The organism is Dactylosporangium sp. CS-047395 (genome assembly GCF_050942185.1).
GTDB lineage: Bacteria > Actinomycetota > Actinomycetes > Mycobacteriales > Micromonosporaceae > Dactylosporangium.
This window is the reverse complement of sequence record NZ_CP192015.1, coordinates 5,873,749-5,889,300: the sequence shown is the minus strand read 5'-3', so window position 1 is coordinate 5,889,300 and position 15,552 is coordinate 5,873,749. Positions and strand designations below refer to the sequence as shown.

Genomic DNA, 15,552 nt, shown 5'->3' with positions numbered 1-15,552 from the left:
TCCCGGGGCAGGTGGTGTTGTCAGACGAGCAGGCGGGCCTTGATCGCCGCGATGTCCGCGTCGGTCAGCATCAGGCCGCTGTGCAGGTACGCGGTGAAGGTGCCGTAGATGTGGTAGAGCTCGGCGAACGCCGCGCGCAGCCACGCCACCTGCACCGCGTCGGCGCGGCCCAGGTAGGTGTTGCTGAGCAGGAAGTCGGCCTCGACGGTCGCCATCGGCACGCCCAGCAGGGTCAGCAGCACGGCGGTCGCCCAGCCGGTGCGGTCCTTGCCGGCCGAGCAGTGGTACACCACGCCGCCGGAGGTGTTCGTCGCGATCGCCTTCAGCGTGTCCCGGAAGGCGTAGTCCGCGCCGACGAAGTTGACCATGAACGGGTAGCCGATCGACTGGCCCAGGTCCGACGAGCCGGACAGCAGGCCGGCCGCGATCGCGGCGAGCAGGGTGACGCCCGCGTTGTCGTGGAACCGGATGCCGTGGCTGAGCGAGGCGACGTCGGCGACCTGGTAGGCCACACCCGCCGGGGCGTGGTCGGGCTCGTCGCCGCGCTCCTGGATGTTGCGCAGGTCGACGTCGCGGTTGATCCCGTGCGCGGTGACGACCTGCCACTCGGCGGCGGTGAGGTTGGACAGCTTGTTGGAGCGGAACACCACACCGGTGCGCACGGTGTGCCCGTCGGCGGTGGTGTACCCGCCCACGTCACGGAAGTTGGTGGCGTTGGCCAGCCCGAGCGACCGTTCCCAGGTCGCCGCGGGCGCGGCCTGGGCCGGGGTGGCAACGGCGGCGCCGGCGAGCAGCGCCGCCGTCAGGGCCAGGGCGGCCCGTCGAGTGATCGTCATGGCGCTGACCCTCGGCCGTCACAATGACAGGCGTCTATCGGCAGGTGAACGTCCTGATGACGGTCAGACGACGCAGAACTCGTTGCCCTCCGGGTCGAGCAGGACGACGTGGTCGTGGCGGCCGTCGATGTCGACCACGACCTGCTCGGTCGCCCCGGCGGCGATCAGCCGGTCGGCCGTGGCCCGCACCCGCTCCCAGCGCTCGTCCCACGGCGTGGCCCGGCCGCCGCCGACCTGCAGGTCCAGGTGGAGGCGGTTCTTGGCGGTCTTGGGCTCGGGGACCTTGAGGAACGAGATGCGCGGGCCGACGCCGGTCGGGTCCTCGATCGCGGCGCCGTCGTCCCACTCGTCCTCGGGCACCGCGAGGTCGCGGAACCACTGCTCCCAGCTGTCGAACCCCGCCGGTGGCGCCGCGGGCACGTAACCGAGCGCGACGCACCAGAAGGCGCTCAAGGTACCGGGGGAGGCGCAGTCGAACGTGAAGGAGAACGGCGTCGTCATAGCTCAGCAGTGTGCCGGGCTTGATAGGCAAGCCGTGACTTGCATATGCTGGCGGGCGTGACGATGCGAATTCACCTTGCCAGCGTGTTTGTCAGCGACCAGGCCGCCGCCCTGCGCTTCTACACCGAGGTGCTCGGCTTCGTGAAGAAGACCGACGTCCCGCTCGGGGAGAACGTCAGCTGGCTCACCGTGGTCTCCGCCGACCAGCCCGACGGCGTCGAGCTGGTCCTCGAGCCGGCCGGGCACCCGGCCGTCGCCCCGTTCCGCGAGGCCCTCGTCAACGACGGGATCCCGTGGACGTCGTTCGCCGTCGAGGACGTGCAGCGGGAGTACGACCGGCTCGTCGCCGCCGGCGTGGTCTTCACCCAGCCGCCGACCGACATGGGGCCGGTCACCACCGCCGTCTTCGACGACACCTGCGGCAACCTCATCCAGATCGCGGCCCAGAAGTGAGCCGGGGGGTGTCCCTATGGGTTTCGTCAAGCGGCAGCTTGACGGGCTTGGTAGGGCGTCTGGTCTCGGAGCATGGCGAACAGGACGTCGCAGCGGCGGCGGGCGAGGCAGATGAGGGCGGCGTTGTGGCGTTTGCCGGCGGCGCGTTTGCGGTCGTAGTAGGCCCGTGAGGGTGGGTGCGAGAGGCTGGCGAACGCGGCGAGGAAGAACGCGCGTTTCAGCTGCTTGTTCCCGCCCTTAGGTGGGTGTTCGCCGCGGATGCTGCTGCCGGAACGGCGGGTGACCGGGGCCAGGCCGGCGTAGGCGGCCAGATGTCCGGGGGTCGGGAAGGCGCCTCCATCGCCGACCTCGAGGAGGATGCGGGCTGCGGTCCTGACCCCGATGCCCGGCATCGACGTCAGGACCGAGGCAAGAGGGTGCGCATCAAGCATCCCTTCGACCTCCCGGGCCACCTCGTCACGCTGGCGCAGCACCTCGCGCAGACTCTCAGCGAGTTTCGGCAGGATCTTCTCCGCCGCAGCGGTGCCTGGAACGGTCACCGTCTGCTCGCCCAGGGCGGCGACGAGCTGCTCGACCAGACGTTCGCCCATGCGGGGTGCGTGCGGACGGACGATCTCGGCGAGTTTCGACCGGCCCGCGCGACGCAGACCGGCCGGGCCGCCGCAGCGTGACAGCAGTTCCAGCACGGCTTTGTGCTGGACTTTCGGCCCGAGGACCCGCTCGAGGGCGGGGTGGATCTGGGTCAGCAGCCCGCGGAGGCGGTTGCTGATCCGGGTGGCTTCACCGGCGAGGTCGTCGTCGAAGCCGACCAGGACCTCGAGCTCGGCCAGGGTCTCGTCGCCGACGTCGACGCGGCGCAGGGTGTGCGGCAACGTGCGGGCGGCGTCAGCGATGACGTAGGCGTCACGGGCGTCGGTCTTCGCTGCACCCGGGTGCAGGTCCGCGATGCGGCGCATCGCCAGTCCGGGCAAGTATGCGACCTGGTGGCCGCCGTGCCGGGCGACCGCGACCGGCAGCGCCCCGATCGAGGCCGGCTGGTCAACCACCACCAGAACCCGGCCATGCCGGGCGAGCCGGTCGAACACCTGCCGCAGCTTCGCCTCGGTATTGACCAACGCGGCGTCGTGCAGCCGCTTGCCCTCCCGGGTCAACGCCACCGCGTGATGGCCGTCCTTACCGACGTCAAGCCCGAGAAACACCTGATAGTCGCCGTGCACATCGCCTCCCCGCGACGGTCCCAAGCCTCGATCGCGAACTTGGCGTCGACTGCCGGCAGCCACGTTACGAAGAGACCTACCCAGGCACATCAGGTGGTCGTGTCCCTATCAGCGGTCCGTCGACGCCACCCAGCCCGGCGACAACACCCCCCGGATCATGCCGACGACAGGGGCAGTAAGTCATACCGAACCAGGCGACCGAGCGCCCCCAACGGGGACCTAAAAAAGGTAACGGGCGCCGCGCGGGCGCCCCCCGAACCATCACGACAGCGTGATCGCGTCCAGCTCGGCGTAGCCGGTGCCGCCCGCGAAGAACGGCGCGCCCTTGGCCAGCCGGATGGTGTTGAACCCGGCGTTGAGACTCACCGCCACGCTGACCGCCGCGCCGAACGAGCCCCAGGCCCCGGTCGGCGGATAGGTCACGGTCGTCCAGCCGCCGCCGTTCCAGGCGAGCCCGTGGGTCGCGGTCGCGCCCGTCCCGTTGGCATAGCGGATGCTCATCGTGTACTGCCTGGTCTGCGGGACGTTCACGATGAAGTCCACGAACGCGTCGGTGCGGCTGTTGGCCGAGCCGTCGATCTGGCCGACGTAGCCGCCGCCGGACGCCGACCCCGACGAGACCGGTTGGCGTTGACGACGGCCGCGTTCTCCGCCTCGTACCGCTGCTGCCAGCTCGCGATCCCGCTGGTCGGCGTGATCAGCAGCTGGTAGGCGGCCCAGGCGTCCATGCCGGTCACCGGGACGCTGATGCTGCCGCCGGAGACGGTGTAGGTCGCGGTGGACACCGTCGTCGGCGCCGGCTGGTTCGTGGTGCGCCCGGTGGTGCCGGTACGCGAGAGCGTCACCCGCACCTGCGAACCGAGCGCGCCGAGGCCGTTCACCCGCACCGTGTTGGTGCCGCTGTCGCCGCCGAACACCACGTTGACGAACCGGCGGGTCGGGTCGTAGGCGGCGACCCCTTCCAGCCACGAACCGGGCACGGTCTGCACGACGTTGCCGGCCATGTCGCCGTACCACTTGTACGCCCAGTAGGACGCCGTCGGCGCGTTGTTGTACAGCAGCCCGTTGAGCGTGCCCGCCTCGTACCAGTAGGCGCGCTCGGCGTCGCGGATGCCGTAGCGCTCGAACACCGCCATGTAATGCACGGCGACGCTGGGGATGTCGACCTGGCCCGGCGACGCGTACTCGTTGATCGAGATCGGCCGCGGCGCGATGCCCAGCGACGACTCGATCGCCCGGTAGTCGGCCACGTGCGCGCCGACGTTGAGATAGTCGTCGTTGCCCAGCTCGTGCCAGACGACGACATCGGGCACGGTGCCGGTGTTGCGGGCGTTGGTCAGAAAATCGACCATCCAACCGTGGTTGTACTGCGAGTGGCTCGGCCCGACGATCGGCGTCACGCCGTCCAGGGAGCGGACCAGCTGGAAGGTGCGCGTCCAGCCCGCGTTGAACGAGCCCGCCGCCGAGGTGTTCCAGGTCCAGTCGGGCTCGTTCCACAGCTCGTACCCGTCGACGTTCGTGACGGCCGCGGCGTTCACCCGGGCCGAGACCATGGTGCGGACCTTCGACTCCCAGTCCGCCCAGCTGACCCAGCGGTACGGGAAGTTCGGATAGATGTCCGGCAGCCGGTAGAACTGCCGGGCGCCGGCGCTGGTGACCTTGCCCGCCACCTGGAGCCCGTCGCAGCAGGGCTGGGTGGCGCCGTTGCCCAGCTGCTGCCCGCCGGGCGGGGGCTGGGTGAAGTGGTTCATCCGCAGCGGGTACAGCTGCGCGAGCGGCGGCTTGCCGCCGGTGTCGACGCCGTAGAGCCCGCCGGACGCGACCTGCGTGACGGGTCGTACGACGGTGCCGACGTTGACGGTGAGGGTGTTGCCGGCGGCGTGGGCCGGCGCCGCGAGGACGCCGGCGGCGGCAACGGTGGTCAGCGTGGTCAGGACCGCCGTGGCGGCGGCGGATCGGATGCGCATGGCATCACCTCGGGGGAGTTGTAGGGACGAGCGGGATCCAGACCCGCATTGGTCCGGGCCCGCGGTTGGCCCACAGGAAATACGGAACGGCGGGAAGGTCTTCGTTGACGACGAGCGCGACCGGCGCGAGCGGATGGTCGCGCCGCACGCCGATCGGGACGCCGGGGTCGAGCCGGATGTCCTCGAACGCGACATCCGGAGCGTGCTCGAAGTCGCCGCCGGCGGTTTCGGCGGCGGTGGTTCGAGCGTGCTCGAAGTCGTGGCCGGGGAGGCCGGTGGTGGTGGTTCGAGCGTGCTCGAAGTCGCCGCCCGAGACGTCGGCGCCGGTCGTTCGAGTGTGCTCGAAGTCCTGGCCGGAGGGGTCGGCGCCGGTGGTTCGAGCGTGCTCGAGGGCCGCGGCGGGGAGGTCGGCGTGTTCGAGGCAGTAGACGAGCGGCCCGCGGGCCAGGGCGGCGGTGCCGCGCACGGCGTCGACCCGCGGGTGCGGCGTGATCAGGCGGGGCGGCATCGGCAGGACGAGCTCGACCCGGTCGCCGGGCCGCCAGACGCGTTCGAGGCGCACCCAGCCGTCCTCCACGAACGACCCGGGCACGCCGTTGACGCTCACCCGGGCGTCGGCGCACCAGGCCGGGACGCGCAGGGTCAGCGTCCACGGGTCGTCGTCCGACGCGGTGACGGTGATCGTGACGGTCTCGTCCCACGGGTACCCGGTGGCCACGTCGACCGCGCGGCCGGCGGAGGCGAACGAGCCCCGGCCGTACAGGTGGAGCTGGAGTCCGCTCGACGTGCCGGTCGCCGCGTAGGTGTGCAGCGACGCCATCAGCCGGGCCAGGTTGGGCGGGCAGCAGGCGCACTTGTACCAGGGCAGCCGCTCACCGGGCGCGTCCTCGTCCGAGCCGTCGTGCCCGGTGCGCAGCTGCAGCGGGTTGGAGTAGAAGAACGAGCGCCCGTCGAGCCCGATGCCCGAGGCGATCCCGTTGTACAGCAACCGCTCCAGCTCATCGGCGTAACGCGACCGGCCCGTGGCCAGCAGCAGCCGCCACGTCCACTGGAACGAGCCGATCGCCGCGCAGGTCTCGGCGTAGGCGCGGTCCGGCGGCAGCTCGTACGGGTCGCCGAAGGCCTCGTCGCGGTGCCGGGAGCCCTGCCCGCCGGTCAGGTACGTCTTCGTCGCCTGCGCCGACTCCCACAGCCGCTCGGTGGCCCGCAGCAGCTCGCTGTCGCCGGTCTCGACGGCCACGTCGACCGCGCCGGCCAGCAGGTACACCTGGCGCACGACGTGCCCGGTGACCTCGCTCGCCGCGCGGACCGGCCGGTGGTCCTGGTAGTAGGCGCGCTGCCCGAAGCGGCCCTCGGGACCCAGCAGCCCGTGCCCGCGCAGGGCGACGAACCGGGCGGCGAGGTCCAGGTAGGGGCGGTGCCCGGTGACCCGGAACAGCTCGACGAGCGCGGTCTCGATCTCCGGGTGGCCGTCGATCGCGTCCTCGCCGCCGGCGCCGAAGCGCTCCACGAGCAGGTCGGCGAAGCGCCGCGCGATCGCGAGGAGCTGCTGGACGGCCGGGTCGCCGGGGGCGGTGCGGGCCCCGGCCACGGCGGCCTGGATGAGGTGGCCGGCGGTGTACATCTCGTGGCTGGACGGCAGCTCCCGCCACTGCCGGTCGCGGTGGCCGGCCTGGAAGTAGGACACCAGATAGCCGTCCGGGTCCTGGACTTTCTCCAGCACCTGCACGGTTTCGGCAACGAACGAGGAAAGGTTTCCGGCCGTCGGGGCGGCCTCGGACGAGGCGACGTTCCCGGCCCACAGGGCGGCCTCGAGGGTTTTGTGCACGTCGGTGTCGGCGAACCACCAGCCGGTGAACGGCCCGTCGAACTCGCCGGTGACCCGGTGCAGGTTGGCGAGGTTGCCGTGCTCGTGCAGCCGCTCGACGCAGTGCGGCAGCGTGGCGGTGCGGTTGCGCTCCTGCCAGGCGCCGAGCAGGCCGGTGGGGTCGAGCCGGACGGCGGAGGCGGGCAGGGGACGCAGCGCCGAGATCGCGCGGTCCGTGGGCACGACGGGGCCCAGAGGCGTGTTGTGCATGGAGTTTCCTCAGTCCTTGACGGCACCGGCGGTCACGCCGGCGGCGACGTAGCGCTGGGCCACGATGAGCAGCAGCGTCGCGGGGATGGACGCGACCACGGCGGTGGCCATGATGGCGTTCCACTGCTGGTTGTTGTTGCCGATGTAGTGGTAGATGCCGAGCGTGATCGGCTGCTGGGTGCCGCCGCCGTCGAGCGTGCTGGCGAACACGAAGTCGGACCACGCCCACAGGAACGCGAACAGGCTGACGGTGACCACGGCGTTGCGGCTCACCGGCAGGACCACCGACCAGAACGTGCGCAGCGCGCCCGCCCCGTCGACCCGGGCCGCGGCCATCAGCTCGGCCGGGATGCCGGACATGAACGCGGTGAAGATCAGCACGCCGAACGGCACGGCGATGGTCGAGTCGGCCAGGATCAGCCCGGCGGTGCTGTTGAGCACGCCGAGGCGCAGGTAGATGGCGTAGAACCCCATCGCCATGATGATGCTGGGGATCATCTGGGCGACGAGCAGGACGAAGCTGAGCGCCCGGCCGCCGCGCGGGCGCAGCAGGGCCAGGGCGTAGCCGGCCGGCGCGGACAGGGCCACGGTGAGTGCCACGGTGCCCAGGCCGATGGCCAGGCTGTTGCCGAGGTACGGCAACTGCTGGTGCAGCACCGCCCGGTAGCCCTCCAGCGTGCCGTGCAGCGGAAGAAGCGGCGGCGGATCGCGGCGCATGTCGGTGTCGCGGGTCAGCGAGACGTTGATCATCCAGTACACGGGAAACAACATGAGGGCGGTCAGCAGTACACCCGCGGCGGTTTTGACTTTCATCGCTGGGTCCTGATGTAGACCAGGCCGGACAGCATGGCCACGATGATGAGCAGGTTGCCGACGGCCGCGCCGGGCCCGAACGCCGGCAGCAGGTTGCCGAAGCCGAGCCGGTAGGACCAGGTGGCGAGGGTGGTGGAGGCGTCGGCCGGGCCGCCCTTGGTCATGATCCAGATGATGTCGAACACCTTGAGCGTGTAGATCAGGCCGAGCAGCAGCGTGATGGCCGAGACCGGCCGCAGCAGCGGGAACGTGATGCGCCAGAACGTGCGCCACGGCGTGGACCCGTCCAGCGCCGCCGCCTCGTAGATCTCGGCGGGGATCGCCTGCAGGCCGCTGTACACGACGACGAGGTTGAACGGGATGCCGATCCAGATGTTGGCGATCGTCACCGACGCGAGGGACCACGTGGGCGAGGTGAGCCAGTTGACCGGGTCCAGCCCGGCCAGGCGCAGCGCCGCGTTGACGATGCCGGAGTCGCTGTTGAGCATCCACGACCACGTCGAGGCGGAAACGATGAGCGGCAACAGCCACGGCACCAGGAACAGCGCGCGCAACGTTGCGGAAAGCGGAAAATGCTGGTGGAAAAACACGGCCAGTGCCATGCCGAGGGAGAACTGGAACACCAGCGAGACCCCGGTGAACACGGCGGTGTGCCAGACCGCGGGCCAGAACGTCGGGTCCGCGACGACCGTGTCGTAGTTGTCCAGGCCGGTGAACGGCGCGCCGCCCTGCACGAACGAGCGGACGGTGTACCGGTGCAGGCTCAGATCGAGGTTGCGGTACAGCGGGTAGGCGTAGAACGCGCCGAGGTACACCACGACGGGCGCGAGGAACGCCCACCCGCTGACCGACTTGAACCGCATCGTCACTTGATGGCCGCGGCGGCGCTGGTCTGGGCCGCGGCGAACGCGTCCTGCGGCGACTTGCCCCCGGACAGGGCGGCCTGGAAGCCGGTCCACATGGGCTGGGAGATCTTCGGGTACTTGGTGCCGAGGTTGTCGCTCGTGCGGCCCTTGGCCGCCTTGACCGCCTCGACCCAGACCTTCAGCTCGGCGTTGCCCGCCACCTGCTTGGTCTGCACGGCGTCGGTGGCCGCGATGTAGGACAGCGTCGTGTCGGTCGTGTAGGCGTTGTCGGCACTGGACAGGCAGCTGATGAGCTTCTGCGTCGTCGCGTACCGCTTGGTCTCCTTCTGCACCGGCGCGGTCACGAACTCGCCGCCGGTCGGGGCGGGCGCGGTGCCGCCGGCCTTCGAGGGGATGGGGATGATGCCGTACTCGAAACCGGTTTTCTTGGCGTTGCCGAGTTGCCAGGTGCCGTTTTCCGCGAACGCGAACTGCCCGGTCGCGAACTCCTGCCAGCTCGTGGTCTGGGTGTTGCCGATGACGGAGTTGGGCGCGTAGCCGTTCTTGAGCCAGTCGGTCCACAGCTGCAGCGCGGCGACGCCCTCGGGGGAGTCGAGCTTGGTCAGGTTCGCGCCGGAGCCCCAGAACCAGGGCAGGAACTGGAAGCTGCCCTCCTCGGTACCGATGGCGGAAAACGTGATGCCTTTCTTGCCGGTCGCCTTCACCTTGCCCAGGGCCGCGGTGAGGCCCGCCCAGTCCTTGACCGTCGCCGGGTCGACGCCGGCCGCGGTCAGGACCGCCTTGTTGTAGTAGAGCGCGAGGGTGTTGGCGCCGATCGGGATGCCGTACGTCTTGCCGCCGAGCTGCCCGGCCGCGAGGAGGTTCGGCGCGACCGCGGACGTGTCGACCTTCATCTCCTCGGTGGTGGTGAGCACGCCCGCGTCGGCGAGCGTGGAGACCACCGGGTTGTCGACGATGAGCACGTCGGGGGAGTTGCTCTGCTGCGCGGCCAGCAGGGCCTTGCTGGTCAGGTCGGTGGTGTCGTACCCGGTCCGCTTGACGGTGACGCCAGCGTCGGTGCCGCACGTGCGCAGCAGCTTGACCCAGTCGGAGGAGTCGTCGAACTGCGGATACGGGTCCCAGACCTGGTACGTGTCGGTGCTGCCGGTGCCGCCGCTCGCGCCGGCGTCGACGTCGCCGGTGGTCGAGCACCCGGCGGCGGCCAGGCAGGCGGACAGGGCGACGACAGCCGCTTTGAAGCCTCTCATGGCGGTTTCCTCGAGGGGGTGTAAGGAAAACTCGGAAAACGATTGCCTTGACGCTAAAGAGCGGCTTGAACGGCTGTCAAGGCGATGTTACGGTCACAGCCGGAGTTTCCGAGTTTCCTTCCCCGGAGGTCGTTCTGAGCAGGATCGTCCGACCCGCCACCATCAGCGAGGTGGCGGCCCTGGCCGGGGTCTCGACCGGCACCGCATCGAAAGCGCTCAACGGCCGCGGCTCCCTGCGCGCGGAGACCCGCCAACGCGTCCAGCAGGCCGCCGACCAGCTGGGCTTCATCGCCAACGCGGCCGCCCGCGGCCTGCAGACCGGCCGCACCTACACCGTCGGCATGATCACCACCGACAGCATCGGCCGCTTCAGCATCCCGCTGATGATCGGCGCCGAGGACGCCCTGGGCGCCGGCCAGGTCTCCGTCCTGCTGTGCGACGCGCGCGACGACGTGATCCGCGAGCAGTACTACCTGCGCACCCTGCTGAGCCGCAAGGTCGACGGCATCATCGTCACCGGCCGCCGCACCCAGGCCCGCCCGCCGATCGCCGCCGACCTCCCCGTCCCCGTCGTCTACGCGTTCATCAGCTCCTCGAACCCCGACGACTGCTCCGTCGTACCGGACGAGGCCGACGGCGCCCGCCGCGCCGTCCTGCACCTGCTCGGCATCGGCCGCCGCCGCATCGCGCACATCACCGGCCCGGAACACCACCACTCCGCCCGCGTCCGCGCCGGCGCCGCCGCCATCACCCTCGCCTACGACGACCTGGTCATGGTCACCCCGACCCTGTACGGCGAGTGGAGCGAAGCCTGGGGCCGCCAGGCCGCGGGCATCATGCTGTCCGGCGGCCGCGACTTCGACGCCGTGTTCTGCGGCAGCGACCAGATCGCCCGCGGCGTCGCCGAGGCCCTCCGCGAGGCGGGCAGGACCATCCCGGACGACGTGGCCCTGGTCGGCTTCGACAACTGGGACGTGATGGTCGAGGGCTGCCGCCCCCAACTGACCAGTGTGGACATGGACCTGGAGGGCATCGGCCGCACCGCCGCCGAGCTGCTGCTGGACGCCATCAACGGCGAACCCATCGCAGGCCAGCACGCCCTGCCCTGCCGCCTCGTCCCGCGCGCCTCCACGGAGGTCCCGGCCCTGCAGTAGCCCGGCTGCACTCGGCATAATCGCTGCACTCGGCATAATCTCGGTGTGGTCGCGCTCCGCATCACCATCGGCGCCATCGTCCTGGGCGAACTGCTCCAAGCGCTCCGCCTGCGCCGTGGGGCGACGCGCATCGATCTGGGCGCGGAGGTGCTGTTCCGCGCCGTCCTGTTCGCCGGCATCCTGCTGCTGCCCGCCGCACGTGCCTTCCTGCCCGAGGCGGGCATCCCGCGGCCGTGGGCGCTCGGGGCCGGGGTGGTCGTCGCCTGGACCGGGCTGCTGTTGCGCTGGTGGTCGTTTCTCACCCTCAGCCGGTACTTCACCGTCGTACTCAAAACCGCCGCCGACCAGCCCGTCGTGGACCGCGGCCCGTACCGGGTGCTGCGCCACCCGAGCTACACCGGCCTGCTGCTCGCCATCGCCGGCTGCGGCCTGATGCTCGGCACCTGGCCCGGCACCCTCGCGGCGGTCGCCGTCATGACGGCCGCCCTCATCTACCGGATCCGGATCGAGGAGCGGGCGCTCACGGCAGCGCTGGGGGAGCCGTACCGCGAGTTCGCCCGCACCAGAGCGCGGCTCGTGCCGTACCTGTGGTGACCGGAAGGACGGCCAGTAAGGTCGGCGGCGTGATCGAACTGACCCGCCCCGACGCGCGGTGGCACGAGGCCTGGCTCGCCGCGTTCGCCGAGTGGCCGGCCGGCTCCCACCTGGACGGCGCCGGCCTGCGCCCCGGCGACGACGTGCACACCCCAGCCGGCTTCGAGGCGTGGGTCGCGAAGCTGCTGCGCTGTGAGGACCCCACGCTGCCGCCCCCGCCGGAGCACGTGCACTCCACGTACCGCTGGATCGTCGACGACGGTGCCTGCATCGGCGGCATCGAGCTCCGCCACGCCATCGACCACCCACTCCTGCGCGAGGCGGGCGGCCACATCGGCTACCACGTCCGCCCGTCCTACCGGGGCCGCGGCATCGCCGCGTGGGCGCTGCGGCAGACACTCCAGCAGGCGCAGTCGATGGGGATCGATCGCGTACTGCTCACGTGCTCCCCGGACAACGCCGCGTCCGCCCGCATCATCGAGGCCGCGGGCGGCGTGCTCGAGGACGTGCGCGAGACGGAGATCGGCCCGAAACGCCGGTACTGGATCACCGTCGGGCCGATGACGAAGGCCGAAGTCGAGGCGGTCTTCGACGCGGCGCTCCGGGAGGACGACGAACAACGCCAGTGGGACCTGGTCACGCGGGCTGCATCGGCACGGCGGCGCCGAGGCGCTGAACCTGGCCTCGCGGCTGAAGGGCCACCCCGACCCGGCGTACCGAACCCTGATCGCCAACGTCCTCGGCCAGCTCAACGGCGCACCGAGCCTGCCGCCGCTGCTCACGATGATCGAGACCGAACGCGACCCGGCCGTGCTCGCCGCCATCGCCGTCGCCTTCGGCCACATCGGCGACGAGCGCTGCGTCGAACCACTGGTCCGGCTGCACCCGCACCCCGACGCCGACGTCCGGATGGGCGTCGTCTTCGGGCTGCTCAAGCGTCCGGAACCGGCGGCTCTCGACGCGCTGATCACCCTGTCGGCCGACAGCGACGCCGGGGTACGCGACTGGGCGACCTTCGGCCTGGCCCGCCAGACCACGCAGGACTTCCCGCGCCTGCGCGCCGCCCTGGCCGCCCGCCTCGCCGACGAGGACCCGGACGCCCGCGCGGAGGCGATCCACGGCCTGTCCGTCCGCGGCGACGCCCGGGCGCTGGAGCCGCTGCTCGACGCGCTGCGCTCACCGGAGCCGATTAGCGACTCCTTCGTCATCACCGAGGCGCTGTACGCGCTGGCCGCCGCGACCGGGGACCCGCGCCTGCACCAGTACCTCATCGCCGACCGCGAGGACCATCCGGACGACGAGGTCCCGGAAGCTCTGACGGCGGCCCTCGCCCGTTACGCGTAGCTGTCGAGGGGGCAGCCCCAAGATACAATCCTGCCCGATGCGAGCAGACCACCCGATCGACCGCCTGGTAGCCACGGTGCAGGGCACGCCCCCCGACTCCCTGCGGGCGCTGGCGACGCAGCTGCCCGGCCGGCGGCGGTGGATCCTCGGCCCGCCCGAATTCGTCGGTGGATCGTCGTTCGTCCTGTCGATCCATACCGCCCGCCCGCCGTGGGACGAGGCCCTGGACGCCGCGACCGACCGGGCCCACCTGGACGAGGTCAAGGACCTGCTCGGCGAGCTCTGCCGCATCTCCGCCGAGCACGGTACCGAGTTCGCCGTCGACTTCGCCGGCGAGATGATCGGCACCGTCGAGGACGGCCAGATGGACACCTCGCTCGAGGTCGGCCTGCTCGCCGAGTGGCAGCGCGTCCTGGACGACCGCCGTGTCGTATGACCTCGCCGTCTGGGAGGGCGACCGCCCCGCCGACGACGCCGCCGGGGCCGCGGAGTTCCAGCGCCTGTACGGGCGGCACGCGGGAGACGAGCCGACCGCCCGGATCGCCGCGTACGTGGCCGCCCTGCTGGAACGCTACCCGGACATCGACACGGACGACGGTGCCGACAGCCCCTGGTCGACCGGCCCGCTGATCGGCGAGGCACGAGGCCCGCTGGTGTACTTCCCGATGGTCTGGAGCGCCTGCGAGGAGGTCTCCGCCTGGGCCGCGGACCTCGCCGCCGAGCACGGCCTGCAGTGCTTCGACCCGCAAGAGAATCGCATGCGAACCCCCGCCAACCGCCCCGCCACGGTTCCCCGCGTCGCCAAGGTGACGCCCGAGGACATCGCGCTGTTCGACGCAAGCTTCACCGAGCACGGCTGGACCGGCACCCGCCGCCGCAAGGACGGCCGCCAGACCCTGCGCGACTACCAACGTGACGCCACCCCGGACTCACGAATCGTCGCGCGGCTGACGTTCAACCCGACCACTCGCGGCGTAGAGGTCTCGGCAACGATCGGCGTCGAGCACGACGCGGTGAACGACCTCTACCTCCGGTTCCTGGGATCCACGCCAGGCGGCATCTGGACCTACGGCCGCAGCGTCGCCGATCTGGTGCCCCGCGACGGCGGGCACGACCCGTGGACCCGCTGGAAATAGACGGACCGCCAACCGGCGGCCGAGGTCGCCGCGGTCCTCGCCGACGACGTCATCCGGTACGGCCTGCCCCAGGTCCAGCCCCTGCTGCCGCTCGACGGCCTCATCGAGCGCATGTCCGCGGTGCCGCGCCACCAGGCCTGGGACGGCATCCTCGCCACCGCCTGCGGGTTGGCCGGACGGATGGACGAGGCCCGCACGCTGCTCGAGCGGTACGCGGCCCAGGCCGCCGAGCAGAACGGCGGCATGGCGGAGCAGTCCTGGCGTTTCGTGCGCGCGTTCACCGCGCGCTTCGAACTGTCGAACCTGCCCTTCGAGATCCCTGACGCCCAGGACAGGGCCTAGCGACCGCGCCGGCGCACGAGGCCGATCCCGCAGGTCACAATGCCGACGAGCCCGAGCCCGCCCCAGAGGCGCTGCAGCGATTGCGGAGTGCGGGCGGGCAAAAGTCGGTCGCCTGTCGTGCACGGGACTGCTTGACTGCGATGCGTGATCGACGATGGGCTGCTTCGCGAGGCCCTGGCGGGCCTGTGGGGGCTGGACGGGGTGGCCGTCGAGGTCCACAACGGCGGCATGAACTCCGCGACCTGGTTCGTCACCGACGGCGGCCGGCGGTGGGTTGCCAAGGCCGTCGTGCCCGCCTCGCGCCGCTCGTTCGCCGGTGGCCTCACGGTCGCGGCCGCGCTCGAGAACGCGGGCATCGCGGCGGGAGCGCCGGTGCCGACCCGCCACGGAGACCTCGTCGCCGATGTCGGCGGCGTGCCGATGACGTTGCTGACCTGGGTCGCCGGCGAGGAGCTGGCGGACCCGGCGATCCTCGGCGCAACGCTCGCCCGAGTACACCGCGCGTTGCGAGGCGTTTCGGTGCCCGACGCCGAACGGTTCCACTGGGTCGATCCGCGTGCCGAGCACCTGGGCATCCGGCCGTGGGTGCGGGCCTCCGTCGCCGGGGCCGTCGCGGCCTACGAGCAACTGGACCCGGCGACGCTGACGTGGGGCCTGCTGCACACCGACCCCGCGCCCGAGGCGTTTCGGATGGACCGTGCCGGGAACGTCTGCGGGCTGATCGACTGGAGCACCGCGATGGTCGGGCCGCTGGTGTACGACCTGGCGTCCGCTGTCATGTACGCGGCGGGGTCGGGAGCACTGGTCGATGCCTACCTGGAGCAGGGAGTCGTGTCGCGGGCCGAGGCCGGGCGGGCGTTGGGTGTCATGCTGCGCTTCCGGTGGGCGGTGCAGGCCGACTACTTCGCGCGCCGCATCGCCGCCGACGACCTGACCGGGATCGCCGGCGCCGCGGACAACGAGCGCGGGCTCGACGACGCGCGGCTGGGACTGGAGGGGTACTGA

General features: G+C 71.3%; 17 protein-coding genes and 1 pseudogene. 9 read left to right on the top strand and 9 right to left on the bottom strand.

The window, feature by feature from the left end:
- Positions 1–20 precede the first annotated feature (20 nt).
- Together ACQP00_RS27770 and ACQP00_RS27765 are read right to left on the bottom strand one after the other, a co-directional pair.
- Positions 21–836, bottom strand: coding sequence for a tyrosine-protein phosphatase (locus ACQP00_RS27770; protein WP_433199868.1), 816 nt, complete (start codon positions 834–836; stop codon positions 21–23).
- Positions 837–899: 63 nt separating this feature from the next.
- The gene (locus ACQP00_RS27765; RefSeq protein ID WP_433199865.1) at positions 900–1,337 is read right to left on the bottom strand and encodes a VOC family protein; all 438 of its coding nucleotides are present in this window, start codon (positions 1,335–1,337) and stop codon (positions 900–902) included.
- A 63-nt stretch (positions 1,338–1,400) separates the two neighbouring features.
- Here ACQP00_RS27765 and ACQP00_RS27760 point away from each other — a divergent pair, with 63 nt between their 5' ends.
- Positions 1,401–1,790: a VOC family protein gene (locus tag ACQP00_RS27760; protein ID WP_433224016.1), complete on the top strand. Its 390-nt coding sequence runs from the start codon at positions 1,401–1,403 to the stop codon at positions 1,788–1,790.
- A 26-nt stretch (positions 1,791–1,816) separates the two neighbouring features.
- Here ACQP00_RS27760 and ACQP00_RS27755 read toward each other — a convergent pair whose 3' ends face one another.
- The 7 genes from ACQP00_RS27755 to ACQP00_RS27725 all read right to left on the bottom strand — a co-directional run bounded on the left by ACQP00_RS27755 (position 1,817) and on the right by ACQP00_RS27725 (position 9,977).
- Entirely contained in the window at positions 1,817–3,007 is a 1,191-nt protein-coding gene (locus ACQP00_RS27755) for an IS110 family transposase (RefSeq protein WP_433223854.1), read from the bottom strand.
- A gap of 261 nt (positions 3,008–3,268) precedes the next feature.
- A complete protein-coding gene (locus ACQP00_RS27750; protein ID WP_433199862.1) occupies positions 3,269–3,550 on the bottom strand; it encodes a hypothetical protein in 282 nt (93 codons plus the stop codon).
- Complete coding sequence (locus tag ACQP00_RS27745) at positions 3,535–4,974, bottom strand: CBM35 domain-containing protein (protein ID WP_433199859.1); 1,440 nt, start codon at positions 4,972–4,974, stop codon at positions 3,535–3,537. Before ACQP00_RS27745 ends, ACQP00_RS27750 begins: the two co-directional genes overlap by 16 nt.
- 4 nt (positions 4,975–4,978) lie before the next feature.
- The gene (locus ACQP00_RS27740) at positions 4,979–7,051 is read right to left on the bottom strand and encodes a glycoside hydrolase family 127 protein (RefSeq protein WP_433199856.1); all 2,073 of its coding nucleotides are present in this window, start codon (positions 7,049–7,051) and stop codon (positions 4,979–4,981) included.
- Positions 7,052–7,060: 9 nt separating this feature from the next.
- Positions 7,061–7,864, bottom strand: coding sequence for a carbohydrate ABC transporter permease (locus ACQP00_RS27735; RefSeq protein WP_433199853.1), 804 nt, complete (start codon positions 7,862–7,864; stop codon positions 7,061–7,063).
- The gene (locus ACQP00_RS27730) at positions 7,861–8,727 is read right to left on the bottom strand and encodes a carbohydrate ABC transporter permease (RefSeq protein WP_433199850.1); all 867 of its coding nucleotides are present in this window, start codon (positions 8,725–8,727) and stop codon (positions 7,861–7,863) included. Before ACQP00_RS27730 ends, ACQP00_RS27735 begins: the two co-directional genes overlap by 4 nt.
- A gap of 2 nt (positions 8,728–8,729) precedes the next feature.
- Positions 8,730–9,977 (bottom strand): sugar ABC transporter substrate-binding protein, encoded by a 1,248-nt coding sequence (locus ACQP00_RS27725; RefSeq protein WP_433199847.1) that lies wholly within the window; start codon positions 9,975–9,977, stop codon positions 8,730–8,732.
- Between the two features lie 170 nt (positions 9,978–10,147).
- On the opposite strand from ACQP00_RS27725, the gene ACQP00_RS27720 reads away from it, so the two are divergent.
- The 8 genes and pseudogenes from ACQP00_RS27720 (at position 10,148) to ACQP00_RS27685 (ending at position 15,552) form a co-directional block, all read left to right on the top strand.
- The gene (locus ACQP00_RS27720) at positions 10,148–11,131 is read left to right on the top strand and encodes a LacI family DNA-binding transcriptional regulator (RefSeq protein WP_433199844.1); all 984 of its coding nucleotides are present in this window, start codon (positions 10,148–10,150) and stop codon (positions 11,129–11,131) included.
- A 45-nt stretch (positions 11,132–11,176) separates the two neighbouring features.
- Positions 11,177–11,725: a methyltransferase family protein gene (locus tag ACQP00_RS27715; protein WP_433199841.1), complete on the top strand. Its 549-nt coding sequence runs from the start codon at positions 11,177–11,179 to the stop codon at positions 11,723–11,725.
- Positions 11,719–12,156, top strand: a pseudogene (locus ACQP00_RS27710) (GNAT family N-acetyltransferase); the annotation flags it as partial. The gene ACQP00_RS27715 and the pseudogene ACQP00_RS27710, both read left to right, overlap by 7 nt.
- 352 nt (positions 12,157–12,508) lie before the next feature.
- On the top strand, positions 12,509–13,069 hold the full coding sequence (locus tag ACQP00_RS27705; protein WP_433199838.1) for a HEAT repeat domain-containing protein: 561 nt from the start codon (positions 12,509–12,511) through the stop codon (positions 13,067–13,069).
- 37 nt (positions 13,070–13,106) lie between these two features.
- A complete protein-coding gene (locus ACQP00_RS27700; RefSeq protein ID WP_433199835.1) occupies positions 13,107–13,505 on the top strand; it encodes a hypothetical protein in 399 nt (132 codons plus the stop codon).
- Positions 13,495–14,205, top strand: a complete 711-nt coding sequence (locus ACQP00_RS27695) for a hypothetical protein (RefSeq protein ID WP_433199832.1) — start codon at positions 13,495–13,497, stop codon at positions 14,203–14,205. Before ACQP00_RS27700 ends, ACQP00_RS27695 begins: the two co-directional genes overlap by 11 nt.
- Before the next feature lie 111 nt (positions 14,206–14,316).
- Complete coding sequence (locus ACQP00_RS27690) at positions 14,317–14,547, top strand: hypothetical protein (protein ID WP_433199829.1); 231 nt, start codon at positions 14,317–14,319, stop codon at positions 14,545–14,547.
- A gap of 144 nt (positions 14,548–14,691) precedes the next feature.
- The gene (locus ACQP00_RS27685) at positions 14,692–15,552 is read left to right on the top strand and encodes a phosphotransferase enzyme family protein (protein ID WP_433199826.1); all 861 of its coding nucleotides are present in this window, start codon (positions 14,692–14,694) and stop codon (positions 15,550–15,552) included.